23 protein-coding genes are annotated in these 26024 nt (G+C 60.8%); 16 read left to right on the top strand and 7 right to left on the bottom strand.

Annotated elements, in window-relative coordinates:
• Positions 1–54 precede the first annotated feature (54 nt).
• Positions 55–1071, bottom strand: coding sequence for an ABC transporter substrate-binding protein (locus tag C0V73_RS20230; protein WP_102021826.1), 1017 nt, complete (start codon positions 1069–1071; stop codon positions 55–57).
• A gap of 179 nt (positions 1072–1250) precedes the next feature.
• Here C0V73_RS20230 and C0V73_RS20225 point away from each other — a divergent pair, with 179 nt between their 5' ends.
• Complete coding sequence (locus C0V73_RS20225; RefSeq protein ID WP_102021825.1) at positions 1251–2204, top strand: LysR family transcriptional regulator; 954 nt, start codon at positions 1251–1253, stop codon at positions 2202–2204.
• A 7-nt stretch (positions 2205–2211) separates the two neighbouring features.
• Here the strand turns inward: C0V73_RS20225 and C0V73_RS20220 are convergent, their stop codons facing one another.
• Complete coding sequence (locus C0V73_RS20220; RefSeq protein WP_102021824.1) at positions 2212–3012, bottom strand: creatininase family protein; 801 nt, start codon at positions 3010–3012, stop codon at positions 2212–2214.
• A 249-nt stretch (positions 3013–3261) separates the two neighbouring features.
• Between C0V73_RS20220 and C0V73_RS20215 the strand changes: the two genes are divergently transcribed.
• From C0V73_RS20215 to C0V73_RS23145, 10 genes are all read left to right on the top strand, one after another.
• Entirely contained in the window at positions 3262–3609 is a 348-nt protein-coding gene (locus C0V73_RS20215) for a DUF393 domain-containing protein (protein WP_102021823.1), read from the top strand.
• 408 nt (positions 3610–4017) lie between these two features.
• Positions 4018–4278: a DUF4212 domain-containing protein gene (locus C0V73_RS20210; protein WP_102021822.1), complete on the top strand. Its 261-nt coding sequence runs from the start codon at positions 4018–4020 to the stop codon at positions 4276–4278.
• A gap of 12 nt (positions 4279–4290) precedes the next feature.
• Positions 4291–6057 carry a sodium:solute symporter family protein gene (locus C0V73_RS20205; protein ID WP_102021821.1) on the top strand — a complete coding sequence of 589 codons (1767 nt, stop codon included), beginning with the start codon at positions 4291–4293 and terminating at the stop codon, positions 6055–6057.
• Positions 6058–6143: 86 nt separating this feature from the next.
• A complete protein-coding gene (locus C0V73_RS20200; RefSeq protein ID WP_102021820.1) occupies positions 6144–7970 on the top strand; it encodes a DUF294 nucleotidyltransferase-like domain-containing protein in 1827 nt (608 codons plus the stop codon).
• Between the two features lie 11 nt (positions 7971–7981).
• On the top strand, positions 7982–8503 hold the full coding sequence (locus C0V73_RS20195; RefSeq protein WP_102021819.1) for a hypothetical protein: 522 nt from the start codon (positions 7982–7984) through the stop codon (positions 8501–8503).
• A gap of 4 nt (positions 8504–8507) precedes the next feature.
• Positions 8508–10583 carry an exonuclease domain-containing protein gene (locus tag C0V73_RS20190; RefSeq protein WP_102021818.1) on the top strand — a complete coding sequence of 692 codons (2076 nt, stop codon included), beginning with the start codon at positions 8508–8510 and terminating at the stop codon, positions 10581–10583.
• Positions 10584–10817: 234 nt separating this feature from the next.
• Positions 10818–11762 carry a tripartite tricarboxylate transporter substrate binding protein gene (locus C0V73_RS20185; RefSeq protein ID WP_102021817.1) on the top strand — a complete coding sequence of 315 codons (945 nt, stop codon included), beginning with the start codon at positions 10818–10820 and terminating at the stop codon, positions 11760–11762.
• Positions 11759–12253 carry a tripartite tricarboxylate transporter TctB family protein gene (locus C0V73_RS20180; RefSeq protein WP_102021816.1) on the top strand — a complete coding sequence of 165 codons (495 nt, stop codon included), beginning with the start codon at positions 11759–11761 and terminating at the stop codon, positions 12251–12253. Before C0V73_RS20185 ends, C0V73_RS20180 begins: the two co-directional genes overlap by 4 nt.
• A gap of 10 nt (positions 12254–12263) precedes the next feature.
• Entirely contained in the window at positions 12264–13781 is a 1518-nt protein-coding gene (locus C0V73_RS20175) for a tripartite tricarboxylate transporter permease (protein ID WP_102021815.1), read from the top strand.
• A 141-nt stretch (positions 13782–13922) separates the two neighbouring features.
• Positions 13923–14087, top strand: a complete 165-nt coding sequence (locus C0V73_RS23145) for a hypothetical protein (RefSeq protein WP_172450246.1) — start codon at positions 13923–13925, stop codon at positions 14085–14087.
• Between the two features lie 143 nt (positions 14088–14230).
• On the opposite strand, the gene C0V73_RS20170 is transcribed toward C0V73_RS23145, so the two are convergent.
• Positions 14231–16105, bottom strand: coding sequence for a PAS domain S-box protein (locus tag C0V73_RS20170; RefSeq protein WP_245408046.1), 1875 nt, complete (start codon positions 16103–16105; stop codon positions 14231–14233).
• A 211-nt stretch (positions 16106–16316) separates the two neighbouring features.
• Here C0V73_RS20170 and C0V73_RS20165 point away from each other — a divergent pair, with 211 nt between their 5' ends.
• The gene (locus tag C0V73_RS20165; protein WP_102021814.1) at positions 16317–17444 is read left to right on the top strand and encodes a PAS domain-containing protein; all 1128 of its coding nucleotides are present in this window, start codon (positions 16317–16319) and stop codon (positions 17442–17444) included.
• Complete coding sequence (locus C0V73_RS20160; RefSeq protein WP_102021813.1) at positions 17441–17839, top strand: response regulator; 399 nt, start codon at positions 17441–17443, stop codon at positions 17837–17839. The genes C0V73_RS20165 and C0V73_RS20160 overlap by 4 nt, the downstream gene beginning before the upstream one ends.
• An 11-nt stretch (positions 17840–17850) precedes the next feature.
• Here the strand turns inward: C0V73_RS20160 and C0V73_RS20155 are convergent, their stop codons facing one another.
• From C0V73_RS20155 to denD, 4 genes are all read right to left on the bottom strand, one after another.
• Positions 17851–18525 (bottom strand): BA14K family protein, encoded by a 675-nt coding sequence (locus C0V73_RS20155; protein WP_172450245.1) that lies wholly within the window; start codon positions 18523–18525, stop codon positions 17851–17853.
• A gap of 129 nt (positions 18526–18654) precedes the next feature.
• The gene (locus C0V73_RS20150) at positions 18655–20439 is read right to left on the bottom strand and encodes an IlvD/Edd family dehydratase (protein ID WP_102021811.1); all 1785 of its coding nucleotides are present in this window, start codon (positions 20437–20439) and stop codon (positions 18655–18657) included.
• The gene (locus C0V73_RS20145; RefSeq protein ID WP_172450244.1) at positions 20432–21334 is read right to left on the bottom strand and encodes an NAD(P)-dependent oxidoreductase; all 903 of its coding nucleotides are present in this window, start codon (positions 21332–21334) and stop codon (positions 20432–20434) included. The genes C0V73_RS20150 and C0V73_RS20145 overlap by 8 nt, the downstream gene beginning before the upstream one ends.
• Positions 21331–22314 carry a D-erythronate dehydrogenase gene (gene denD / locus C0V73_RS20140; RefSeq protein WP_102021810.1) on the bottom strand — a complete coding sequence of 328 codons (984 nt, stop codon included), beginning with the start codon at positions 22312–22314 and terminating at the stop codon, positions 21331–21333. Before denD ends, C0V73_RS20145 begins: the two co-directional genes overlap by 4 nt.
• 216 nt (positions 22315–22530) lie before the next feature.
• Between denD and C0V73_RS20135 the strand changes: the two genes are divergently transcribed.
• The 3 genes from C0V73_RS20135 (at position 22531) to C0V73_RS20125 (ending at position 26024) form a co-directional block, all read left to right on the top strand.
• Entirely contained in the window at positions 22531–23934 is a 1404-nt protein-coding gene (locus tag C0V73_RS20135; RefSeq protein WP_245408044.1) for an FAD-binding oxidoreductase, read from the top strand.
• A gap of 33 nt (positions 23935–23967) precedes the next feature.
• A complete protein-coding gene (locus C0V73_RS20130; protein WP_102021808.1) occupies positions 23968–24696 on the top strand; it encodes a FadR/GntR family transcriptional regulator in 729 nt (242 codons plus the stop codon).
• Between the two features lie 158 nt (positions 24697–24854).
• Positions 24855–26024: a fumarylacetoacetate hydrolase family protein gene (locus C0V73_RS20125; protein ID WP_102021807.1), complete on the top strand. Its 1170-nt coding sequence runs from the start codon at positions 24855–24857 to the stop codon at positions 26022–26024.

Raw genomic sequence — 26024 nt, 5'->3', positions numbered from 1 at the left:
CACCCCCACCGCAGCTTCGCTGCGACCTCGCCCCTCAAAGGGGGGAGGTGGAGATTACTTCTTCAGCGCCATGCCGACGCCCTTGCAGACGAACTGGGTGGTGTAGGCCTTCTTGTAATCGAGGTCGGCCGGCTGGACGCTGATCTGGACCATGGCGTCGAAGAAGGCCTTGTACTTTTCGTCGGTCATGCAGCCGATGCCCTTGTCCATCGCTTCGGCGGATTCGACGATGCCGTATTCCTTCATCTTGGCGATCGAGTATTCGATCTGGCCATCCGTCATTTCCGGATTGTCCTTCTTGATGAGGTCGTTGGCGGCCTTGTTGTCGCCGTAGAGGTAGTTGTACCAGCCCTCGATCGAAGCATCGACGAAGCGCTGCACGACATCAGGCTTGCTCTCGACCATGGTCGTCGTGGTCGTGATCATCGTCGAATAGGGATTGTAGCCGTTGTCGGCGAGAAGGAAGACTTTCGGTGCCCAGCCGGCCTGCTTCTCGATCTCATAGGGTTCCGAGGTCAGGTAGCCCTGCTGGGCTGACTTCGGATCGGCGATGAAGGGAGCCGGGTTGAAGGTGTAGGGCTTGTACTTCTCGTCGGTGAAGCCCTCGAAGTTCTTCTTCATCCACTCGTAATAGGTGACGTAGCCGTCCTTGCCCATGAAGATGCTGTCGAGCTTGGCGAGGTCGGCGAAGGTCTCGATGCCTTGGTCGGGATGGGCGAGCAGGACCTGCGGGTCCTTCTGGAAGATGGCGGCAACGTCGATCAGCGGGATGCCTTCCTTGACGGCGTCCATTTCGCCGAGCGGGCTGCCCATGTAGAAATCGACCTTGCCGGCGATCAGCAGCGCACGGTTGGCGGCCTGCGGGCCGCCCTGGATCACCGTGACCTTGAGGCCATATTTCTCATAGGTGCCGTCGGCCACGGCCTGGTAGAAGCCGCCATGTTCGGCCTGGGCCAGCCAGTTCGTGCCGTAGCTGACCTCATCGAGGGCGAGGGCAGCGGAGGTGGAAGCCAGCGAAGCTGCAAGGCCCATCAGGGCAAAGAGGCTGGTCTTGGTGAGCGTGTCGCGCATTGATCGTTCCCCTGTTCGTTCCAAGGGCCCGTTTTCGGGCTCCCCTTTCCAGCATTTGATCGGCTGGCATGCGTCTTGAAAAGCATCAAAATTCGTCCGCATCGATGCTTTTTTTGCACTGCTCTCAGGATTGATGCATAGTGATGCGGCATGACTAATTTTTGCGCAGCGGAGGCCTCGTGCTGCATTCCCGAAAGCTCGTCTATATCAACGAAATCGTTCGCTGCGGGTCGATCCGAAAAGCCGCGGCCCGGCTGAATGTTGCATCTTCCGCAGTGAACCGCCAGATCCTCGCGCTGGAGGAGGAGCTCGGCGCGCCGATTTTCGAGCGGCTGCCGAAAGGGCTTCGATTGACAGCGGCTGGTGAGCTCTGTGTTGAGCACATCCGCGATGTTCTGAAGAATTACGAGCGCCTGGAAGGCCGGATCCGTGGCCTGAAGACCCCGCAGGCCGGCAAAGTGTCGCTGGTCACCACGGTCGGTCTCGCCTCAGGCCCGCTGCCGGAAATCCTTGCAGGTTTCGTTGCCGCGCATCCCCGCGTGCAGATCAAACTGCGCAACGATGGCGGGTCCACCACCATCAACCCTGTGCTCACGGGTGAGGTGGATCTCGGCCTCGGATTCAACATCCCGGCGACACCCGGCATCCGAACGCTCGCAAATTTCGACGTACCCGTTGGCGTGGTGTTGCCGCCGGGGCATCGGCTGGCCGGTGAGGCGGGGCCGGTCGATCTGGTCGAGGTGGTGCAGGAGCCGCTGATCCTGGCGCAATCGGGCACCAGTCTGCGCAACATCATCGATCTCGCGCTTGCGCCTCTGCCCCTGTTGGTCGAGCCTGTCGTCGAGACCAATTCTTCCGAGCTGATGAAACAGCTGGTCAAGGCCGGCACGGGGCTCACCATGCTCAATCCGCTGGATGCTGTTGCCGAATGTCGGCGCGGCGAGCTGATCTTCCGGCCCCTGACCGAGGCGCATGTCCGTCATCAGCCGATGAAGCTGTTTGCCCGGGCGCGGGCGCCGCTCGATTCAGCGACGAGCCTCTTCGTCGAATACCTGATGCAGGAGATGTTGCTGCTGGTTCAGGATCTGAAGGCGCGTGGGCACATCCCCGAGACCATACGCGGCCAGGCGTGAGCCGCTGTCAGCCGGGTGTGTAGAGGTTCGACAGCGGGTAGGCCGCAACGTCACGCAGCAGCTCGATGAAGCCGGCGACCTGATGCCGGCAGATCTCAGCACCCTTTTCCGCGGTGCCCTTCGACGCATCGCCGACCACGCCATGTGGGTTGAGGTCGTGGGCGATCCAGGCGAGGGAATGCGGCGGGAGCGGCGTCAGGAACTTCGAATTCGACCGCATCTCTTCCGCCCTCGAGACGAAATTCTGAGCCTTGTCCATCCGGACCAGCTCGGGCCGGAAATGCAGCATCAGCGAGGTCTCAACTTCGCCGCCATGGATGCCATAACGGCTTTCGTTTTCCGAAATCATCCCGTCCGGATTGCCGAAGCGGCCCCATTGGGTGGAGACGACAACCATCTGGTGGCGGACGCGCAGTTCCCGTGCGACGATGCTCATGACATCGACATTGCCGCCGTGTGAATTGACGATGACGAGCTTGCGGATGCCGGCTTCGGCGACCTTGGTGCCGATTGCGGTCCATGCGGGAATCAGGATCTCCGGGCCGAAGGAGAGGCTGCCGGGGCCATAGACATGCTCGTTGGCCTTGCCGATTTCCTGGGTAGGCAGAACGAGAAAGTCGAGATCGTCGGGGCGCTGGACCTTCAGTTCTGCCAGCATGCCGTTTGCGATGGCGACATCGGTTGCGATCGGCAGATGGGGGCCGTGCTGTTCCGTGGACGCGATCGGCAGGATGGCGATCGTATTGTCTGGCGACAGGCCGGCAAAATCCGTTGTCGTCAACTCGTTCCAGAAGAATGGTCTGGTCATCACCGCACGTCCCGATTTTTTGTCTATTCCCGTTCGATAAGACAAAAGTGCAGGACCCGAAAAGCACCATATTGCGCTCGCGGCGATGCCAAATTGCGCTCGCCCGTGTCTGAGAAGTCCGCTCGGTCCAGGATCGGATGCGGCACGACTGATTTGCCAGCACTTTTGGCCAGCGGCGTCCGGACGCATTGCCGGAATGCATGTCGAGGCCCAAATTGATCGGACGACGTCCTTTGGTAAAGTGGTCCCATGTCTCCGCAAGTCACCGTTTGGTTTGATAGCAGTTGTCCGCTCTGCCTGCGGGAGATTGCGCTGATGCGCCGTCTCGATCGACGCGGGGCAATCCACTTTGTCGATGCCTGCGATCCGAGCGGCTCCTGCCCCATCGATCGCGCCGAGCTGCTTTCGCGGTTTCATGCCGAAGAAGGCGGGACGCTGCTTTCGGGCGCTCAGGCCTTTGCCGCCATGTGGCGGGCCATTCCGCTGCTGCGTCCTCTCGGCCTTCTTGCCGGCTGGGCGCCGGCGACCCCGATCTTTGAGGCCGCCTATCGTCGTTTCCTGCGCATCCGGCCACGCCTGCAGCGACTGTTTCGCTGAAGGGCCTGTGGCCCCGCGAGGCGCAGCTTGGGTATTTGCTCATTATAGGCGCGAACATCGGAATGGCACGTCCTGTACGCAGCCGCGCTAAGTCGCTGGAATGACTTGGTGGGCTGACATGCCTAGTCATCATATCGCTTTGGCGGACGCGGACATTTCCAAACTTCGCAAACCAACATGGTTGCTCAACGGTTAATCTTCCCTGCTCCGGATCAGTCTCAATCGGCCACGGCGCCACCCAATCCTGCGATCGGTCCGTCCTGCGACTAACGGAGAATGTACGTTCTCCAGCGGATTCGTTACTCCTAGACAATTGTCTATTCCGCCTTGGGACAAGGATTGGCGGAATTGACGTGGAGGCAAGGGGCGTCCCGGGGGACGTCTCATCGAGGAAAGGGAGGAGTACTCGTGACGGATAAATCTTCGTCTAACGCTTACTGGTCTGCAAACGTTCGCGTCATCTACATCTGCCTGGCGATCTGGGCCGTCGTATCCTACGGATTCGGCATCCTGCTTCGCCCCGCTCTGTCGGGTATTGCCGTCGGTGGAAGTGATCTTGGCTTCTGGTTCGCCCAGCAAGGCTCGATCGTGGTCTTCATCATCCTGATTTTCGGCTACTCGGTTTACATGAACAAGATCGACCGTGAATTCGGCGTCGACGAGCAGTAAGGCGGACCCACAATGGATCAGTATACACTCAATCTGATTATCGTAGGCGCGTCCTTCGCGCTCTACATCGGCATCGCCATCTGGGCGCGTGCTGGAACCACGGCCGAGTTCTACGCCGCCAACCGTGGCGTTAACCCGGTCATGAACGGCATGGCGACCGCAGCCGACTGGATGTCTGCGGCTTCCTTCATCTCGATGGCCGGCCTGATTGCCACTGTCGGCTACGGCAACTCCACCTACCTCATGGGCTGGACCGGCGGCTACGTGCTGCTCGCGCTCCTGCTTGCTCCCTACCTGCGCAAGTTCGGCAAATACACCGTCCCGCAGTTCATCGGTGACCGCTTCTACAGCCAGGGTGCTCGCCTGACGGCTGTCGTCTGCCTGATCATCATCTCGGTGACTTACGTCATCGGCCAGATGACCGGTGCCGGCGTCGCCTTCTCGCGCTTCCTCGAAGTCGAGGTCTCGACCGGTCTCTGGATCGCTGCTGCCGTCGTCTTCTGCTACGCGGTTCTCGGCGGTATGAAGGGGATCACCTACACGCAGGTCGCCCAGTACATCGTTCTGATTATCGCCTACACCATCCCGGCGATCTTCATCTCGCTGCAGCTGACCGGCAACCCGATCCCGTGGTTCGGCCTCTTTGGCACGCACACGGAATCTGCACTGCCGCTCCTGCAGAAGCTTGACCAGGTTGTCACCGACCTTGGCTTCAATGCCTACACCGCTCAGGGCTCCATGCTGAATATGACCCTGTTCACGTTGTCGCTGATGATCGGTACGGCAGGTCTGCCGCACGTTATCATTCGCTTCTTCACCGTTCCCAAGGTCGCGGATGCTCGTTGGTCGGCTGGTTGGGCGCTGATTTTCATCGCGTTGCTCTATCTGACGGCTCCGGCTGTTGGCGCCATGGCACGCCTGAACATCATCGACACCATCTATCCCAATGGCTCGCAGCAGGAAGCGGTTCTCTACGAAGAGCGTCCTGACTGGATGCGCAACTGGGAAGTCACAGGCCTTCTGAAGTTCGAAGACAAGAATGGCGATGGCCGCATTCAGTATTACAACGATGCTGCCGCAGGCTTCACCGAAACCGCCACGCAGCGCGGCTGGACGGGCAACGAGCTGACGATCAACAACGACATCCTCGTTCTCGCCAATCCGGAAATCGCACAGCTTCCGGGCTGGGTAATCGGCCTCATCGCTGCCGGTGGTCTCGCAGCCGCTCTGTCGACTGCAGCTGGTCTGTTGCTTGCGATCTCGTCTGCAATCAGCCACGATCTGATCAAGGACTTCCTGAAGCCGGACATCTCTGAAAAGGGCGAGCTCATGGCCGCTCGTATCTCGATGGCAGGCGCGATCCTGGTCGCAACGCTCTTGGGGATCAACCCTCCGGGCTTCGCCGCTCAGACCGTCGCACTCGCTTTCGGTCTTGCCGCTGCAACGATCTTCCCGGCTCTGATGATGGGCATCTTCTCGAAGCGCATCAACTCGGTCGGTGCCACGCTCGGCATGATCGTCGGCCTCGTCGTTACCTGCTTGTACCTGTTCACCTATCTGGGCTGGTTCTTCATCGCAGGTACCAACATGGTCGAAAACGTTCCGGCCAACTACATCTTCGGCATCCCGCCGACGGCGTTCGGCCCGATCGGTGCAGTACTCAACTTCGCCACGGCCTATATCGTGTCGATGATGACCCAGGCTCCGCCGAAGCATGTCCAGGATCTCGTCGAATCCATCCGCGTTCCGCGCGGTGCGGGTCAGGCGACCGGTCACTGATAGAGACAATCGGGAGGGGCGGCCGTGTCGCCCCTCCTGTCCCTCAGTCATTCGCGGCTCGATAGCGCCAAATGAGGGCAAACAGGATGTCACAGGCACAATCCGACGTGCTGATGTTTCTCGAGACCGTCCATCCGTATGACAGTCTTCCGAGAGACGAAATCGAGCGGGTATCCACCCGGTTCGCACCCCTTACCTTTTCCGCAGGATCCGAAATCTATCATCGCGGCAACGTATTGCCGGGCATCTATCTCATCATGGATGGTGCCGTAGAGATCCTCGATGCCGCCAGCACGGTGGTCTCCGAACTTGCCGCTCGAAACTCCTTCGGCGAACGCGGCCTGTTGTCCGACGGTTTTGCAGCGACCACTGCAATTGCCCGCTCCGACTGCACTCTGCTCATGTTGCCGAAGGACGAGTTCCATCGGTTGATGCAGGAGCAGGCGGTCTTTTCCCGCTTCTTCACCCGCGGGCGTTTTGCCGATACCCGGCGCGGCGATATGGCGATCCAGAAGGTCAGCGAACTCATGTCGCGACCTCCGATCGTTTGTGCCCCATCCGATACGGTCCGTTCTGCCGCCACCCTTATGCGTGAACGGCACGTCTCCAGTCTCGGTGTCGTCGACGCCGGGCGCTTTCTCGGTATCCTCACGACCCGCGACCTGACAGGGCGCGTGCTTGCGGAGGGCTTGAACCCCGATACGACCCCGGTTTCTGCGGTGATGACGCCGGATCCGGTCGGGCTGCCAGGCGAGGCTCTGGGCTCTGACATCCTGCATCTGATGCTGGAACGCCGTGTCGGTCATCTTCCGGTCGTTGAAGGCGACAGGCTGGTAGGGATGATCACCCAGACGGATCTCATTCGCTTCCACGCAATCAGCTCGGCGCAGTTGATCCGTGACATCGCCTCGGCCGAACGGGCGGAGGATATGCGCGCGATCACGGCGCGCATACCGCAATTGCTCGTGCAGCTCGTCGGTAGCAACAATGCCCATGAGGTCGTCACCCGCCTCATCACCGACATCGCCGACAGCGTGACCCGCCGCTTGATCATGCTCGCCGAGCGTGAGCTTGGGCCGCCGCCGGTGCCCTATGTCTGGCTTGCCTGCGGCAGCCAGGGACGGCAGGAGCAGAGCAGCGTCAGCGATCAGGATAACTGCATCTTCATCGAAGATGGGGTGGAGCCGGAGGAGATGCCCTGGTTCCAGCAGCTCGCCGCGAAGGTGAGCCGGGGCCTCGACATCTGCGGCTATTTCTACTGCCCGGGCGACATGATGGCGACCAATCCGCGCTGGTGCCAGCCGGTTTCCGTCTGGCGCAGCTATTTCCGGGACTGGATCTACAAGGCGGATCCGACGGCGCAGATGCTGGCCAGCGTGATGTTCGACCTCAGGCCGATCTGCGGTGCCTCTTCGCTCTATCAGGATCTCCAGGCCGAGATCCTTGAAGAGGCGAGCCGCAACTCGATCTTCACGGCTCATATGATCAGCAATTCGCTGAAGCATGCTCCGCCTCTGGGGCTTCTTCGCGGCTTTGCCACCATCCGCAGTGGCGAGCATCGCAACCAGATCGACATGAAGCACAACGGCGTGGTTCCCGTGGTCGACCTCGGGCGGGTCTATGCCCTGATGGGACGGCTTTCACCGGTCAACACGCGCGCGCGGCTGCTGGCTGCCGAGGAGGCGGGCATCATTTCCGGCGCCGGTGCACGCGATCTGATCGCGGCTTACGACCTGATCGCCGATATGCGGCTGCGTAATCAGGTGAGGCAGGTGCGGGACGGTCGAAAGCCGGATAACTTCCTCGCACCGTATGATTTCGGAGACTTCGAACGGTCCCATTTGCGCGACGCCTTTGTCGTCGTGCGCACCATGCAATCGGCGCTCGCCAATGGCGGTCGGGCGCCCGTCTGAAGGAATGAAGAATGCTGTTTGAGTTGATCGCTGCGGTCGTCGCCGGTGTTGCTCTGGCCGGTGTCGCGATGTTGCTGCGCTGGTTGAGCCGTGGGTTGCTGCCGAAATGGATCGTCCCAACGATGGCTGGTCTCGGAATGCTGGGGTACTCGATCTGGAGCGAATACAGCTGGTTCGACCGGATGAATCTTGCGCTGCCGGGTATCGAGGTGTCCTGGAAGAATTCGCAGACGGCCTTCTGGCGTCCATGGTCGTATATCGAGCCCGTCACCACCCGCTTCAGCGCGGTCGACATGAAGACCGCGAGACGTCATCCGAACCAGCCGGGTCTCGTCATGGTCGATATCCTGCTCCTGGCGCGCTGGCAGCCGGTCAAGCCGGTGAAGGTGGTCTACGACTGCCCGAACATGCAGCGGGCGGATCTGGTCGATACCAATGTCAGCATCGCCGACGACGGAAGTCTGGTTGGCGCCGACTGGGTCAAGCTCGATGCTGAGGACGCGGCGATGAAGATCGCGTGTACGACAAGGTGAGGATATGCTGATCAAGATCGGGCTGCGCGCACGCATCCTTCTGTTCTTCGTAGCACTGGCTGCCGGCGCTGTTGCGGCGCTCGCGGTTGGGCTGTGGTTCGGTTACCACCGCGAAGGCAGCCCCGATATGTTTGACGCCTTCATGCAAGGGGCGATCGCTGCCGGTTTCCTGATCCTGGCACTCATCACCTGGATCTGGTTTCTCTTCGATACGCATGTCGCCCGCCCCATAGACAAGGTTGCATCTGCCATGCGTGCCCGGGCGCATGCAGATGTCGCTCACGAGCTCCCGACAGATGACGCGCGCTATCTCGGGGATCTCGCAGCCGCAGCCTCGGCAACAGCCGCGACGCTTGCCCAGACCCGCGGTGCCCTTGCAGAGTCCGTCCAGCGCGAGACATCGCGCCTTGCCGCGGACAAGAACAAGCTCGAGCAGTTGCTTGCCGATGTGCCGCCCGCGGTTCTGCTCTGCACCGGTCGCCATCACCTGGTGTTCTACAACGGCGTGGCGAAACAGTTCCTTGCCGGTTCGCAGCGACCCGTCTGTCTCGACCGCAACGTCTTCGACTATCTGAGCGAAGGCCCGATCCGGGATGCACATCACAGACTCATGGAGAGTGCGGATCCCGATGCCGTCGTGGAGTTCATCTGTCTCAGCCCTTGTGGCGAGCGCCGACTTGCTGGCCGCATGCGGCTTGCGAGTGACAATGGCGGCGATGGCGGGGCCTATGTGATGACCTTGCGCGATGTCACCACCGAGGTCGCTGCCTACGGGAGGCGGGATGTGCTTCTGGGGGACGTCTTCCTGCAAATTCGCCCGGCCGTCTCGGAGCTCCGGCGACGTGCTGCGGAGCAGTCAGGTGGGCCGCGCCAAGATGGTGATATCCGCCCGCAGATCGAGGCGCTCGACACGATGCTGGATGCGCTCGAAGGTCGCTTCGAGAGCTGTCGTTCCGATGGCTGGCCGATGGCACCCACCGATGCGCGCGAGCTTGGCAGCCAGTTGCGGCGCGAGTTGGAGGGGCTCGGATTGTCGCTCGAGATTGACGCAGACGAGGTTGCCGTCCGCTGCAATGCCTTCGACATCGTGAGCCTTCTGGGACATATTGCATCGCGGGTAAACGGCACGACGTCCGCTGGGCAATTCCGGTTGGCGATCTCGGCCGTCGGTGATGCGGCTGAGCTCGCCGTCTCGTGGTCCGGCGGATCGATCACGCAGGAGGCGCTGCAGGGCTGGCTCGGGGAACCTGTCTTTGAGGGCGGCGTGACATGCGAGACGATCCTTCGTGCGCATGGCAACACACTTTTGGTCGGTTTTGCCGGTGACCGTCCGGCTATCCTGACGCGGTTGCGCCCGATCGAGCGCCTTCGGCCCGTGGGAGCGGACCTGTCTCGCCACGTTGTCTATGATTTCGACCTTCTGTCCCGGATGCATTACGACAAGATCTCCGACGCCCGTCTCGATGCGCTGACCTATGTCGTCTTCGATACCGAGACCACGGGGCTTCTGCCCGAGCAAGGCGACGAGATCGTGCAGATCGCGGCTGTGCGGATCGTCAACGGCAAGCGGGTGAAGAGCGAGGTTTTCAACCTGCTGGTCAATCCGGGACGTCCGATCCCGGCCTCTGCCACGGCAATCCACGGTGTCAGCGATGCGATGGTCGCCGATGCCGTGAGCGTCCAGGAGGCCGTGCGCCAATTCCATCGTTTCGCCGAGGGCGCAGTGCTCGTGGCGCACAATGCGCCCTTCGACATGGAGTTTCTGTATCGGCGCGAGAAGGAGGTGGGGCTGCGGTTCCTGCATCCCATTCTCGATACGGTGCTTGTCTCGGCGACTGCCTTCGGGAGAGCAGAAACTCATACGCTCGATGCGCTTGCGACGCGGTTGGGCGTGCATATCGAGGAGGCGGACAGGCACACCGCATTGGGTGATGCGATCGCCACGGCTGACGTCTTCATCAAGCTCAAGGACATGCTCGCAGGCCAGGGCCTCGTGCGGTTCGGCGAGGTGCTCTCCAGCGTGCGCACGCATCAGCGGCTCGTTCGTGATCTGAACGACCATCAGGTGCAGGCCTCTTGAGCTCTCGCTTTACTCTATCGCCGGGTTCTCCAGCATGTCTGTCACGGCGGTGACAGGTGCGTGACAGGTTATGCTGTTAGGCCTATGGTCACATCGTCCCGTGGAGGCGGGGCAGATGGGACATGGGAGGAGCAGGCATTGCCTGGAACGGTTCGCGCCGTATGGCGGGCACCCGCATTCTCCCCACAGATCAGTTGAAAGCGGCAAGAGCCGCGTTGATGGTGGAGGACTATCTTGAAGCACTTTTTCCTGGCATCTTTTCTCGCAGGCGCCCTGGCCCTTCCGGCCGTTGCTGCCGACTACACGATCATGGCTCCGGCAGCGCCTGGCGGCGGCTGGGACCAGACGGCCCGCTCGCTGCAGGCCGTGATGCAGTCTGAAGGCATTTCCGGCAATGTTCAGGTCGTGAACGTACCGGGCGCCGGTGGCACCATCGGTCTCGCCCAGTTCGCCAGCCAGCAGAAGGGCAATCCGAACGCCCTGATCGTCGGCGGCTACGTCATGGTTGGCGCTATCCTCACCAACCAGTCGCCGGTGACCCTGGCTGACGTCACGCCAATCGCACGCCTGACCGGTGAATACGAAGCCATCGTCGTTCCTGCCAATTCCGAGATCCAGAACATCGGCCAGCTCGTCGAAAAGCTGAAGGCTGATCCGGGTTCTGTTTCCTGGGCTGGTGGCTCGGCAGGCGGCACCGACCATATCGGCGCTGGTCTAATCGCCAAGGCTGCTGGCGTTGATCCGACCAAGATCAATTACATCGCCTATTCTGGTGGTGGTGAAGCACTTGCAGCCATCCTCGGTGGCCAGGTCACTGTCGGCATCTCCAGCTATGGCGAATTCCAGGCACAGGTTGCTGCCGGCACGCTGCGTCTGCTCGCCGTCTCCAGCGCCGAACGCATCGCCGGTGCAGATGCCCCGACGCTGAAGGAAAGCGGTCTTGACGTTGTGCTGCAGAACTGGCGCATGGTTGCTGCTGCTCCAGGCCTGACCGACGAACAGAAGGCTGCTGTTACGGCTGACGTCGAAAAGCTCGCGAAGTCTGCCGGCTGGCAGGAAACGCTGAAGACCAAGAACTGGCAGGACACCTATCTCGTCGGTGCGGCCTTCGAAGAGCAGCTCGCCAAGGATATCGCTGCCACCGAAGCCATCCTCAAAGACATCGGTCTCGTGAAATGAGCATGGAAGAGCATTCTTCCGGACAACGCACGCGCCGCCCTGATTGGGCGGCGCTGGCCATCGCGGTGGTGATGTTCGCGATTGCCGGCCTGATCTTCTACGATGTCGCACGTCTGCAAGGCGGAAACCTCTATTCCGGTATTGGTCCCGCAACCGTGCCGAAAGGCATCGCCATCGGTCTGATCGGACTGGGCATCTGGACGGTCTTCGCTGCGCTGCGCCGCGATTTTCCTGAGCGGGAGCACCAGGAGCTTTCCCCCGTTTTGTTCATCGTCGCGGGACTTGCCGCGCAGATGCTGCTTTTGAAGACTGCCGGTTTCTCGATTGCCACCGGTATTCTGTTTGCCATGACCGCTGCCGGATTCGGCAAGAGAAAGTTCTGGATTTCGCTGCCTGCGGGCATCGCACTCTCCTTCGTCGTGTGGATCATTTTCGCGCGCTTCCTGCAACTGTCCTTGCCGGCGGGTCCACTCGAGCGGCTGTTCTTCTGAGGGGAACCCCGTGAATACGTTTGATTTCCTTCTCCAGGGGCTGGCGATCGCCGCTCAGCCGGTCAACCTGTTCTACGCGCTGATCGGCGTGACGCTCGGCACGCTCGTCGGCGTCCTGCCGGGTATCGGTCCGGCGCTTACCGTGGCGCTGCTGTTGCCGGTTACCTACCAACTCGATCCTGCCGGCTCGCTGATCATGTTCGCCGGCATCTATTATGGCGGCATGTATGGCGGCTCTACGACGTCGATCCTGCTGAATACACCCGGTGAAAGCGCCTCGATCGTCACGGCGCTCGAGGGCAACAAGATGGCCCGGGCCGGACGTGGTGGACCAGCACTTGCCACGGCCGCCATCGGCTCGTTCGTCGCGGGTCTGCTGGCGACGATCTCGCTTGCCTTCATTGCTCCGTTTGTCGTCAAATTCGCGCTGTCTTTCGGGCCGCGTGAGTATTTCGCGCTCATGGTGCTCGCGTTCGTGACTGTCTCGGCCGCTTTTGGCGATTCTACGTTGCGCGGTCTCACTGCCCTCTTCATCGGCCTTGCGTTTTCGATCGTCGGCATCGATCAGCTCACCGGTCAGACCCGTCTGAGCTTCGGCGTGCCGGATCTGTTGGACGGCCTTGAAGTGACCACGCTCGCGGTTGCTATGTTCGCCATCGGTGAGACGCTTTATGTGGCCGCACAAGGCTCACGTGCTCCGGAAAAGGTCGAGGCGGTCCGCGGTTCGCTCTGGATGAACAAATCCGACTGGAAGCGTTCGTGGAAACCATGGCTGCGCGGCACGGCGATCGGGTTCCCGATCGGGGCCATGCCGGCCGGCGGCGCTGATGTCTCAAGCTTCCTGTCCTATTCGGCAGAGAAGAATTTCTCGAAGCATCCCGAGGAATTCGGTCACGGTGCCATCGAAGGTGTTGCCGGTCCGGAAGCCGCAAACAATGCCTCGGCTGCCGGCACGTTGGTACCGCTGCTGACGCTCGGTCTGCCGACTACGGCCACTGCCGCGATCATGCTTGCCGGCTTCCAGCAGTTCGGCTTGCAGCCGGGACCGCTTCTGTTTGCGACCAATCCACAGCTGGTCTGGGGTCTGATTGCTTCGCTTCTGATCGCCAACTTCATGCTGCTGGTGTTGAACCTGCCGCTTATCGGTCTGTGGGTCCGTCTGCTGACAATCCCGAAGCCCTGGCTCTATTCCGGCATCCTGGTCTTCGCGACACTGGGCACGATCGGCGCCAATCCGTCGGTGTTCGAACTTGGCCTTCTGCTGACCTTCGGCGTACTGGGTTATATCATGCGTGTCTTCGGCTATCCGATCGCGCCTGTGATCGTCGGCCTGATCCTCGGGCCCATGGCCGAGCAGCAGTTGCGTCGTGCCCTGTCTATCAGCCAGGGGGATGCAACCGTGCTCGTCACATCGCCGATTGCTGCCATTCTGCTTGCGCTTGCAGCCATTGCGCTCTTCGTTCCGATGTTCCTTCGGGCGCGGGGCAAGGGGCAGGTGCTGGCCCAGGTTGCGGGTAGCGAAGACTAAAGCCTAAATTACCATGTGCCGATGCAGGATCTGATTAACTCGGCCTGCATCGGCTGCATGGCTGGCGTGACTTTCCGTCCATTGTAATCTGACCGTCGGAGTATCATCTTCTGCTTGCAAACGAAGAAAGCGAGCAAAGAAATGTCTAGCCTCCGCAAGTCCATCCAGCAGGGTTTCCTCGGTCGTGCGATCGCCGTTATCGGCGCAGCAAGCTCCGCAGCGGCCGCTGTCGAGGGACATCGTCGTCCGAAGGATCATCACCTGAAGACGCTCGGTATCAACCCGGCCGATTTCCCGCGCTACTGATCCCGATAGAAATGATGACGTGCACTCATCGAGTGCCCGGATAGCTGGTCTCAAGGCCGGTCCTATAAGACAACACGAGCGCTCACTTCGGGCGCTCTTTTTGTTTCAGCCAGACAGGCGATCATCTCGCCCCACGCTGAGCTTTACTTGCTCAGTCGATCCGTCGCTGCCGTCAGGGCGATGTTGACTCCGCCTGGAAGCCATTCGAAGTCGATGCTGCCGCCGAGCTGATGGGTCGCGCTGGTGCGCGCCAGCTTGCTGCCGAAGCCTTCCTGCTTCGGTGCCCTGATTTCCGAACGTGACACCGTTTCCCGCCATTCCAGGCTAAGCGACGAACCCTGCATCTGCCAGCGCACGTCGAGGCGGCCGACGGGTTCGCGGAACGGGCCGTATTTTGCGGCATTCGTCGCAAGCTCGTGAAAGATCAAAGCGAAGCTGGTCGAAGCATTCGGTCCCAGCCTGAGCTCAGGCCCAGTCAGTGATACCTGGCTCTGTCTATCGGACAGATGTGGCGAGAGGATTTCTTCCAGAAGCGCATGAAATGCCACGGACTCCGTGCCATGTAGTCCGTGGGTGATGGCTGGCTGGATCAGATGATGCGCCTTCGCCAGCGCCTGAAGGCGTCCGTGTAGTGCTTCCGCCATTGCGCCGACAGAGGCCGAGGAGCGGGCTGTCATGTTGATCATGCCGGCGGTGATGGCAAAGAGGTTCTTGACCCGGTGGTTGAGCTCGCTCAACAGAAGCTGGCGGGCCTCTTCGGCCACCTTGAGATCGTGGATGTCAGTGCAGGTGCCATACCAGCGAATGATCTCGCCGCTCTCGTCACGCACGCACTGGGCGCGACCAATGACCCATCGATAGTTGCCTGATCGATGTCGGAGCCGATACTCCACATGGTAAGGCTCGCCCGTAGCGAGGCTTTTTTGCCAAAGTGCCCAAGCTTCTGCCCGGTCGTCAGGGTGAAAGACCCTCTCCCAATCCGTACCGTCGGTGACGCCTTCCGGGACGCCTGTGTATTCGTACCAACGCTGGTTGAAGTAGTCGTGATACCCATCAGGTCGTGTCGACCAGATCATCTGGTCGATGGAATTGACGATCGCCTCGAAACGCTGCTCGCTCTCCAGCAGTGCGGCCATGGCAGTTGTTGCCTCGGTCACATCCGAAGCCTGAATGAATATGCCGGCGCTCTGTCCAGCTTGGTCCGTAATGGGCTGGAAAACGAAGTCCACATAGCGCAGTTGCCGCTCGCCATTTGGAGTTATGAACTCGACAGCCACTGCGGTGCCTTTGTAGGGCTCGTTGGATAGATAGACCGTGTCCAGAAGCCGCACAAATCCCTGATCTTCTACCTCAGGCAGGGCCTCCGCCACTGGCTTACCAACCAGATCAGAGCGCTGAACCAGTGCCTCATAGGCGGGGTTCACCAGCTTGAAGACGTGCGAAGGGCCTTCCGTAATGGCGATTGCTGCGGGTGCTTGCGCGAAGAGGCGCCCGAGTCGGTTGATCTCTTCCTGTGCCTGCCGGCGTGCCAGCACTGCAGCCGTTGTCTCGTTGCCCTGATTGTAGACGCCGACGATATTGCCATGCTCGTCGCGGATGCTCGAGAGGCTGTAGTTCCAGTAGCCTTCCGTCGGAATGCCGTTGCGGTCCATTACCAACAGCTGGTCGTAGGTGGTCACACCCTCGCCAGTGGCCATCACCTGATGAAACTGCGGTCCGACGACGTCCCAGATGTCCGACCATACTTCAGCTGCTGGTCGCCCGAGTGCCCAAGGGTGGCGTTCGCCCGGAATATGAGACCAGCTGTCATTGTACAGCAAGCGAAGCTCAGGTCCCCAGTAAATGGCGGTCGGGAAGCTTGAATTCAGGCAAATGGAAAGAGCCGAGCGGAGTGCCGCCGGCCAAGTCTCAATGGGGCCGAGGCCATCTGACCAGTCCCGCTCAAGGATAAGGTCGGCCATGAAGCCGCCATTCTTCAGGAAACCGGGCCTTGCGTTCTGGTGCTCGTCGATCGACATCAATGCTGCTGCCTTGAGCTGCGCGTTTTAGGCTCTTACTAGTCAGATAGGCTAAACGCCTTTGCATGTCTATTGTCTCGCTTCGCCCCGATTTGGGGGAGGGGCGCTTGGAGGTCAAATTTTTGACCCCTCCAAAATTTTGTTCTGGCAGCGGAACTTTTCCCAGAATGCACCATTGTGTTGAGCAGCCTGCTTCAGGACGATGGTGTGAATGTCTGATCAAAATTCCTCGCGGCGCGACGCACGGGACGCCGGCGACCGTCTCTTAGCTTCCCATCCCTCGGAAGATCCCTTTGCCGCGGCCTTCAAGGCGACGCGCATGCCGATGCTGATCACGGATCCGCAGCAACATGACAACCCAATTATCTTTTGCAATCAGGCCTTTGCTACACTGACAGGTTACAGCGTTGACGAACTCGTCGGACGCAACTGCCGACTCCTGCAAGGGCCAGAAACCGATCGTCAAGCGATCGCCGAGTTGCGTGACGCTATTGCGGCTGAACGCGATATCTCCATCGACATTCTCAATTATCGCAAGGATGGTAGCTCCTTCTGGAACGCGCTTTTTGTCAGCCCGGTCCGCGATGCTGCGGGTGACGTCATCTACTTCTTTGCCTCTCAGCTCGATTTCACGACGATCAAGAGCAAGGAGCAGGAACTTGCCGAGGCGCGCAAGTCAGCGGAGCGCGAGGTTGCACGCCGCACGAGCGACCTGTCGGATGCACTCAAGGCGCAGACGCTTCTTGTCCATGAAGTCGATCACCGCGTTAAGAACAATCTCCTGACGATCGCTTCGATCGTGAAGCTTCAGGCGCGTATGTCGGAAACCGACCTTGTGAAGCGGACACTGTTTTCCGTGCTCAACCGCGTTGAGGCTCTGAGCACCGTACAACGGAAGCTCTTTACGAGTGCCGATCTCGGGCGCTTCGACGTTTCGGATTTCGCCAAGGATCTGATCGAGGATCTCGTAGGGGCCCTGAAACGGGACGATATCCGCGTGATCGTCGATATCTCTCCCGTTTTCGTTCCGGCGGTAAAGGCGTCCGCGCTCGCCCTGATCATCAACGAGCTGGTGCTGGATGCCGTCCGTCGCGGGTTGAGTGACGGCGGCGGCGATATTCATTTGCAGGTCAAACGGACCAATGGACATTTCCTGATCCGGGTCACCGATACGACCACGCCGGTCTCCGTCAATCCCGAAGAGGAGGCTTTCGGCAAACTGATGCTTGAGACCTGTGCGAAGCAGCTCGGCGCCAAGATCAAGCGCGAAATTGATGGCCACCGGACTGACGTTTTGGTCACGATGCTGGTTGAAGAAACGAAGGATGCGGACGATTGAAGATCATGATTGTCGAGGATGAGGCGCTGCTTGCCCTCGAACTGGAGTTTGAGGTCGAGGCTGCCGGTCACGTCGTTGTCGGGACTGCGGCTTCGCGGAAGGCCGCCTTTGACATTCTCGAACAGAGCAAGCCCGATTTCGCCTTTGTGGATGTGCATCTGAGCGATGGTCCCACAGGCATCGATATCGGTCGGAGACTGGCCGAAAAGGACGTTCCCTTCGTCTTCGTCACCGGAAATATCAAGCGGATCCCCGAGGATTTTGTCGGGGCGATCGGCGCGATCGAGAAGCCTTATACGATGAATGGGCTGCAGAACGCCCTGACCTATATCTCGGCAGCCGTTGCGGGAGGCGACAGTGTCACCCCGCCACCGGGTCTTATCCTCGCAAGCTGATTTTACTGGCCTCAGAACGAGGCCAGTTCACACGGCTGCCGCGGGCCACCGCCATAGGGCTGGTAGGTGTTGTCGGAAGCGCGGTAGGAACGATAGCGTTCCATACAGCTTACAACATGATCATCCTGCAGCGAGTAACCGTCGGAAGATGAAGACTCGCTGCTCACGGTCATTACCTCGGCATCACCTTCCCCATACTCTGCCGGCGCTTCAATCTCATACGGTGACACGCAATCGCGCAATTCGCCGTTGAAGGTACGATAGGTGTTATCGAGCGAATCATAGGAACGGTACCGCTGTGAGCACCACCCGATGTGTTGTGGTGACAGGGTATCCAGGGATGCCTCCGAGGACTCAGCGTAAACCGCGCCGGTCGACGCCAGATCGATCTGTGCGATTCTTGAGCCGAGATCCTCCTGAGCCGAATTTGCCGCGGTTTCCTGGACCTTAGGTGCCGGTTCACTCATGACCACGTGGCTGGCATAACGGGGCGGCAGTCGTTCCAGGTTTTGTGCCGCACGATCGATGCGCACGGGTTTGGCCGTCCAGAGGTCCCGGATATCAAGGCCTGTGAATTGGTGTGTTTCTTCTTCAGGCGAAAGGGCAGCGGAGGCGATGACCACGCCGCCGATCACCATGCCTGCCGACAGGGCGGATGCGGCGAGCAGTTGCAGGACGGTTTTCATCGGGATCTCCATTTTCGTCAGGTGACAGAAGAATGAAGTTGTCCGAAGACGGTTCCCGATGAAGTTGTTTTATCCCCTGATTTTGCAGTGGTATTTCGAAAGGCGAAGCATACCTGCCACGCCTTCCGGTCAGTGGTTGTGACGGGGCGGCGTTTTCGAGATCTGACGGAAGTCTTCCGCGTCGCGAATGGTGGCGCCATCGGCGAGCTGGGTAACCGTCTGGCGATAAAGACGCTGCCACGGGGTCGCATCCCTCGGTACCGCAGGTATGCCGTCCGCCTGGCGTTTCGCAATCTCGCTTTCGTCGACCAGCATGTCGCAGCGCCCTTGGTTGAGGTCGATCCGGATCGTGTCGCCGGTCCGCACCCAGGCAAGGCCACCACCTGCTGCACTTTCCGGCGAAGCGTTCAGGATCGACGGGCTGTCGGCAGTGCCGGACTGCCGTCCATCGCCGATCGTCGGCAGGCTGAGGATGCCCTGCTTGATCAGATGATCCGGTGGCTGCATGTTGACCACTTCCGCTGAGCCCGGCCAGCCAAGGGGGCCGGCACCTCGAATCACCAAGACGCAATTCTCATCAATCTCAAGGGCTGGATCGTTGATCCGCCGGTGATAGTCCTCGGACCCGTCGAACACGATGGCTCGACCCTCGAAGATCCCTTCGCGTCCCTTTTCCTGAAGATAACGCTGGCGGAAGCCCTCTGAAATCACGCTTGTCTTCATGATCGCGAAGTCGAAGAGATTGCCTTTCAACACGATGAAGCCGGCGCGCTCCCGCATCGGCTCATCGTAAGGCTTGATCACCTCGCGATCCGTCGCCTCCCTGCCTTGCAGGTTGTCGGCCATGGTGCGTCCGGTGACGGTGCGACAGGTTCCGTCGATCTTGCCGGCCTGCATCAGCTCCCACATGATGGCGGGCACGCCACCGGCGCGGTGAAAGCGTTCGCCGAGATAGGCGCCGGCGGGCTGGACATTGGCAAGAAGCGGGATGTCGTAGCCGTGAACCTGCCAGTCTTCGGGCAGAAGTTCGACGCCGGCATGCTTGGCCATGGCCATCAGATGCGGCTGTGCATTGGTCGATCCGCCGATTGCGGAGTTGACGCGGATGGCATTGAGGAAGGCGTCGCGTGTCAGGATGTCTGACGGGCGAATGTCCTCAAGCACTAGTTCGACGGCCCGCTTTCCCGTGCGATAAGCCATCTGGCCACGCTCGCGATAGGCGGCGGGAATGGCAGCGCAGCCTGTGAGTGACATGCCGAGCGTTTCTGCAATGGCGTTCATGGTCGAGGCCGTGCCCATGGTGTTGCAGTGACCAACGGAGGGGGCAGAATCGAGTGCCCGCTCGAGGAATTCCTCCTTGGTGATTTCGCCTGCCGCATATTTGCGCCGGGAACGCCAGATGACCGTGCCGGAACCCACCAGTTCGCCATCATGCCAGCCGTCGAGCATCGGGCCGCCTGAGAAAACGATGGCCGGGATGTCGACCGTGGACGCCGCCATCAGGGCCGAGGGTGTGGTCTTGTCGCAGCCTGTCGTCAGCACCACGCCATCGAAGGGGTAGCCGTAGAGCAGTTCGACAAGGCCGAGATAGGCGAGGTTGCGGTCGAGGGCTGCCGTCGGGCGCTTGCAGTTTTCGAAGAGCGGATGCGACGGGAATTCGATGGGGATGCCGCCGGCATCGCGGATGCCGTCGCGTACGCGTTTGGCGAGGTCGAGGTGATGGCGGTTGCAGGGGTTGATGTCCGAGCCCGACTGGGCAATGCCGATGATCGGCTTGCCGGAACGCAGCTCTTCCGGGGTAGTGCCGTAGTTCATGAAGCGCTCCAGATAGAGCGCGGTCATGTCGAGATGGTCGGGGTTGTCGAACCAGTCCTGCGAACGAAGGCGGCGTTTCGGCTTTTCAGTTTCAGTCATCGGCTGCACCTTTGCGGTGATTGTGCTTTTCCAGGTGAAGGAGAAGGGCGCTGTGATCGAGGTCGCCGTTTCCGTCTGCCACGAAGCCGTCGAAGGCCTGGCGAATGTCTGCCGTCAGCGGGAGTGTCAGGCCGTAGGTTTCAGCCATGGCGGCCACGGCATTCAAATCCTTCAATTGCAGGCGGGATGGGCCGCCGGGCTCGAAACGCCGGTCCACCATGCGCTGGCCGTGCAGGTCCAGGATCCGGCTTTCGGCGAAGCCGCCGCGGATTGCCTCGCGAAACTTCTGACGCGATGCACCGCCCGCTTCCACCAACATCATGGCTTCTGCCACGGCGCCGATGGTGATTGCGACGATCTGCTGGTTGGCGAGCTTGCAGATCTGGCCAGCGCCTGACGGGCCGACATGGGTGACGCGGCCGAGCGGGGCGAAGACCTCCGCGAGGCTTTCGACAATGTACGCGTCGCCGCCGGCCATGATCGCCAGCGTTCCCGCTTCAGCGCCCACGACGCCACCCGAGACAGGTGCGTCGATGTGGGCGATGCCGACTTGGGCAAGCCTTGCCGCGTGGTCTCTCGCGATCGGTGGCGCGATCGAGGAGGTGTCGATGACGACGGCGCCCTTCTTCAGAGCGTCTGCTGCGCCTTTGGCGAAGAGAACATCCTCGACAGCGGGCCCGTCCGACAACATGGTCAAGACCACGTCGGCATCTTCTGCGGCCTCTGCTGGACTGTTCGCCAGCCGCGCCCCGGCTGCTGCCAGTGGTTCGGCCTTGCTCACATCGCGGTTCCAAACCGTCACGGCAAAGCCTGCGGCGAGCAGACGGCGCGTCATTGGAGCGCCCATTAGCCCAGTTCCTAAAAAGGCGAGCTGCCTCGTGGCTTTTTCCGTCACAGTTTCCCTCCCAGTTCGTCCTCGATATGCACCCGGATGATTTCGTCAAAGGTGCTTTCCGCCGTGAAGCCAAGCGCGCGGGCGCGTGTTGCCTCGAAACCGGGTGCCCATCCGGCGCAGATGCGCATGATCATCTCGTCGGGTTCATGACGGATCAGCTTGACGGCCTTTTCGCCCGCCGTACGGCGCAGTGCTTCGATCTGTTCTCCGACGGTCGCGCTAAGGCCTGGCATCGAAAGGTTGCGCCGTGGGCCGACGGTTTCCAGATCGATCGTAGCGCCGTGAATCAGGAAGCCGACGGCGGAGCGGGGCGAGGCGTGCCAATGGCGGACGTCCTCACTCACGGGCAGAACTGCTTCCTGGCCGACCAGCGGTTCCCGCAAGATGTTGGAGAAGAAGCCGGAGGCGGCCTTGTTCGGCTTGCCCGGGCGAATGCAGATGGTCGGAAGGCGAATGCCGATGCCGTCGAGATAGCCCTTGCGGGAATAGTCCGACAGCAGCAGCTCGCAGATTGCCTTCTGTGTGCCATAGCTGGTGAGCGGCGTCGTGTGGAAATCGTCCGGGATCGGATAGGGGAGCGGCGCTCCGACGACCGCAATCGACGATGTGAAGACGACCCGCGGTCGGTATTCATCGGCCATATGGGCAAGGCGGATCGCTTCAAAGAGATAGCGGGTTCCGTCCATATTGATCTGGTAGCCCTTCTCAAAATCGAGCTCTGCTTCCCCGGAGACGATTGCGGCGAGGTGGAAGATCACATCCGGACGGGCGGCGATCAGGCGTTCTGCTGCTGCGGGTTCTGAGAGGTCGACGGTCTCGATCGTCACTTTCCCACCGAAGCCTGAAGGCGCCTCGGCTGCGATGACATCGGCGAGAGTCATCGCCGTGATCTGTCGTCCCTGCAGCTCGCCGTCGCGCGTTAGTCTCAGCGCGAGCTTGCGGCCGACCATGCCGGCTGCACCAATGATCAGAATATGCATGAAATCGTTTCCTCCCGTGTCATTGTTCGACCCAGCGCCTCTCGACACAAGGGCCATTTGCAAAAACAATTTGTAAGGTTGTCTGATAACCTTATATCATCCGGTTGAAAACCGAATTCTTGGCTCACAGGTCGTGAGCCGTCTGGGGGACTGCAGATGGCCGTGGAAAGCCCGATACAACGAGACGAATTCAGCTCGAACACTGAGGATGCCGCTTTGGCACTGGTTCGTCTGCTTGGCACCGATCTGGTGTTGTGCGGCCCGGAGGTCGAGCGCTACTGCCGTGACTGGCATGGGGATGTCACGACGGGTGCGGTTGCGGTTGTTCGTCCGCGCAGCACATTGGAAGTTTCCGAAGCCGTGCGCGCCATCAGGTCGCTTGGCCTCCAGATTGTGCCGCAGGGTGGCAATACCGGTCTTGTTCTTGGGGGCACGCCGGACCAGCCGGCCAGCCAGGTGGTTGTCAGCCTGGAGCGCATGACGGCGATCCGGCGCATCGATGCGGATGATTTCTCGGCGGTGGTCGAGGCGGGTGTCATCCTGTCCGAATTCAAGGACAGGGTAGAGGAGGCCGGCCTTTACTTCCCTCTCGCCCTCGGCGCGCAGGGGTCGTGCCGGATTGGCGGCAATGTCTCGACCAATGCCGGGGGGATCAATGTGCTCCGCTACGGCATGACGCGGGAACTCGTGCTTGGCCTGGAAGTGGTTCTTCCCGATGGTTCGATCTTCGAGGGATTGTCGACCCTTCGGAAGGACAATCGCGGGATCGATCTGAAGCAGTTGTTCATCGGGGCCGAAGGCACACTCGGCATCATCACGGCTGTTGCATTCAAGCTGGCGCCACCGGCTGAAAAGGTAGCGACGGCTCTGCTGGGGCTCGGGGCTCTATCGGATGCGATCACGCTTTATCGAAGGGCGAGACGCGACTGCTGCGATCTCATGTCCGCCTTCGAATTCATGCCGCCGGTCGCCTTTACCCTTGCCCAGGAAGCCATGCCGGATCTGAGCCTGCCGATGAGCGGTGACTATCCGGCCTATGTGCTGATGGAAATCTCCGGCTCGGGTCTCGTCGATATCGATGACCTGATGCAGCGTTTCCTTGAGGGTGTTATGGAGGACGGTCTGGTGCTGGATGGCGTGATTGCGTCCTCGCGCAGTCAGGCCAAGGGCCTCTGGCTGTTCCGGGAAGGCATGAATGAGGGGCAGGCCAAGCGTGGCGCGCATCTGCGAACGGATGTCTCTGTGCCGTTGTCGCGTCTTCCTGAATTCGTCGAGAAGGCGGAGGCTGAAATCGCAGCGCGGCTGCCCGATTGCCTCTGCGTGTCCTATGGTCATGTGGGTGACGGCAATGTCCATCTCAACGTGCTCCCGCCGGGCGGGCTGACACGCGAAGACGTCGCGCAGCGGATTTACACGGCCAAAGGGATCGTCAATGCGGTACTCGACGGGTTCGGCGGCTCGATCAGCGCCGAGCATGGGATTGGTCGTTTGAAGAAGCCGGACTTTCTGGCGCGCGTGCCGCCCACGCAATTGCAACTGCTGACAGCGATCAAGCAGGCGATTGATCCCGCGGGGATCATGAACCCCGGTTGCCAATTGAATTCTGGTGCGGATTCATGAAATACCGGAGCGGTGGCAAGGAGACCAGCAGGCATGTCGATCGACCTCGGGCAGATCAGTTTTGGACAAATCAGGCGCAGTGAACACTTGCCTGCCCGGATCGCCGTGCAACTGGCCGAGGAGATCAGCCAGGGGCGATTAAAGCCCGGCGAGCGTTTGCCGACGGAGCATGTGCTTGCCAAGACCCTCGGGGTCAGCCGTTCTGTCGTGCGCGAGGCCATCGCACAGTTGCGCAATGAAGGCCTTGTGGAAACGCGGCAGGGCGTGGGCGCCTTCGTCAGCGAGCCCTCGGCACGGCCGATCCGCATCAAGGACGGCGAGCTTTCCACACCGCAGAGTTTTCGCGCCCTGTTCCAGTTGCGCGTTCCGCTGGAGATCGAGGCTGCGGGCTTGGCGGCGGTCCATCACACGCCTGACGATCTTGCGAAGATCGACGACGCCCTGTCGCGGATGACCGGTGCCGAAAAGTGGACGGAGCAGGGGATCGTCGCCGATCTCGCCTTTCACCGTGCGGTGGCCGAGGCGACCCATAATGAGTATTTTGCACTTTTCATCGGTTTCATTGCCGAGCGCATCAGTCTTGCCATCGATGCCGCTCGCTCGCGTGCCGTTCTGGAGGAGATCGTCGAGGTGACGATCGCAGAACATGTGCGGCTCAGAGATGCCATTGCCAAGCGCGACCCTGTCGCTGCTCGTGAGGCGATGCGTGGCCATTTGCATGGGGCTGCCAGCCGCATCGATCTTAGCCTTGAGCAATTCTGATACGGGACGACCGTTGGCCGGTTGTCCACAAGGATGCCTTTCGGGCTAGACAGCCGGAATTTCTGACCATATGAATGCAGGTCAACAGTTGTCAGACATCCTGACAATATGGCAGGGCGATAGGAGCGCCGTGCCGTAGGACATGGAGGAGGTCCATCTTGCTGCGTCGAGAACGTCTGGAGTCCGTCTATATTTTGCCCTCGGATGCGTCCGATGCGGTGCTGGTCGGGCGTGTCTGGTCCAATGCGGCCGGCGGGCCATGCCCGGTGCTGATCCGCGACGGAAAGGTCCTCGACCTCACGGCGCTTTCGCCGACCGTTTCAGGCCTCTTCGAAATTGAAGATCTTGCCGAGCGCCTGGCGACCCAGGACGGCCTGACGGATCTTGGCGCGCTGGACCAGTATCTCTCCGGCGACGCAGGTCATCTGCTCGCGCCGATCGACCTTCAGGCCGTCAAGGCTGCGGGCGTCACCTTTGCCGACAGCATGCTCGAGCGAGTGATCGAAGAGCTGGCGAAGGGTGATGCGGGCCGGGCGCAGGCGATCCGGGAAAAGCTGGCACCTGTGTTGGGCGACAGTCTGCGTGGCCTCGTTGCAGGCTCCGAGCAGGCCGCCAAAGTGAAGGCCCTGCTGCAGGATATGGGGCTGTGGTCTCAGTATCTCGAAGTCGGCATCGGTCCGGACGCCGAGATCTTCACCAAGGCGCAGCCGATGTCTTCGGTCACGTGTGGTGACGCGGTCGGTATCCATCCGATCTCGCAGTGGAACAATCCGGAGCCTGAAATCGTTCTTGCCGTTCGTTCCGACGGCAAGGTCATCGGTGCGACGCTCGGCAACGACGTCAACCTACGGGATGTCGAAGGTCGGTCGGCGCTGCTGCTCGGCAAGGCAAAGGACAACAATGCGTCCTGCTCGATTGGGCCCTTCGTCAGGCTCTTCCATGGTGGCTTCACGATGGATGTTCTGCGGACGGTTCGCGTTTCCCTGCTCGTGCGGGGGGAGGACGGTTTCGAGATGACGGGGGAAAGTCCGATGGAAGCGATCAGCCGCACGCCGGAAAACCTGGCCTCGCAATTGCGGAACCGCAATCATCAATATCCCGACGGCGCAGTCCTCTTTCTCGGCACCATGTTTGCTCCGGTCAAGGATAGGCGTGGTGCAGGCCTCGGCTTCACCCACGAAGTTGGCGACCGGGTCGAAATTGCAACGCCGAAGCTCGGCCGCCTGGTGAATTGGGTCGATCGGACCGATGCCTGCCCGGAATGGACTTTCGGTACGCGGGCTCTCTTCGAGAACCTTGCCCGTCGCGGCCTGCTGCAAGGGAGCTGA

Source organism: Rhizobium sp. TH135, assembly GCF_002855515.1.
Lineage (GTDB): Bacteria > Pseudomonadota > Alphaproteobacteria > Rhizobiales > Rhizobiaceae > Allorhizobium.
The sequence above is the reverse complement of the archived record's forward strand: the minus strand, read 5'-3'. Positions and strand labels throughout refer to the sequence as shown.

Coding starts and splice junctions, on each gene's coding strand:
- C0V73_RS20230 (WP_102021826.1), bottom strand. CDS start 1,071: ATGCGCGACACGCTCACCAAGACCAGCCTCTTTGCCCTGATGGGCCTT.
- C0V73_RS20220 (WP_102021824.1), bottom strand. CDS start 3,012: ATGACCAGACCATTCTTCTGGAACGAGTTGACGACAACGGATTTTGCC.
- C0V73_RS20215 (WP_102021823.1), top strand. CDS start 3,262: ATGTCTCCGCAAGTCACCGTTTGGTTTGATAGCAGTTGTCCGCTCTGC.
- C0V73_RS20205 (WP_102021821.1), top strand. CDS start 4,291: ATGGATCAGTATACACTCAATCTGATTATCGTAGGCGCGTCCTTCGCG.
- C0V73_RS20200 (WP_102021820.1), top strand. CDS start 6,144: ATGTCACAGGCACAATCCGACGTGCTGATGTTTCTCGAGACCGTCCAT.
- C0V73_RS20195 (WP_102021819.1), top strand. CDS start 7,982: ATGCTGTTTGAGTTGATCGCTGCGGTCGTCGCCGGTGTTGCTCTGGCC.
- C0V73_RS20190 (WP_102021818.1), top strand. CDS start 8,508: ATGCTGATCAAGATCGGGCTGCGCGCACGCATCCTTCTGTTCTTCGTA.
- C0V73_RS20180 (WP_102021816.1), top strand. CDS start 11,759: ATGAGCATGGAAGAGCATTCTTCCGGACAACGCACGCGCCGCCCTGAT.
- C0V73_RS23145 (WP_172450246.1), top strand. CDS start 13,923: ATGTCTAGCCTCCGCAAGTCCATCCAGCAGGGTTTCCTCGGTCGTGCG.
- C0V73_RS20170 (WP_245408046.1), bottom strand. CDS start 16,105: ATGTCGATCGACGAGCACCAGAACGCAAGGCCCGGTTTCCTGAAGAAT.
- C0V73_RS20165 (WP_102021814.1), top strand. CDS start 16,317: ATGTCTGATCAAAATTCCTCGCGGCGCGACGCACGGGACGCCGGCGAC.
- C0V73_RS20155 (WP_172450245.1), bottom strand. CDS start 18,525: ATGAAAACCGTCCTGCAACTGCTCGCCGCATCCGCCCTGTCGGCAGGC.
- C0V73_RS20150 (WP_102021811.1), bottom strand. CDS start 20,439: ATGACTGAAACTGAAAAGCCGAAACGCCGCCTTCGTTCGCAGGACTGG.
- denD (WP_102021810.1), bottom strand. CDS start 22,314: ATGCATATTCTGATCATTGGTGCAGCCGGCATGGTCGGCCGCAAGCTC.
- C0V73_RS20130 (WP_102021808.1), top strand. CDS start 23,968: ATGTCGATCGACCTCGGGCAGATCAGTTTTGGACAAATCAGGCGCAGT.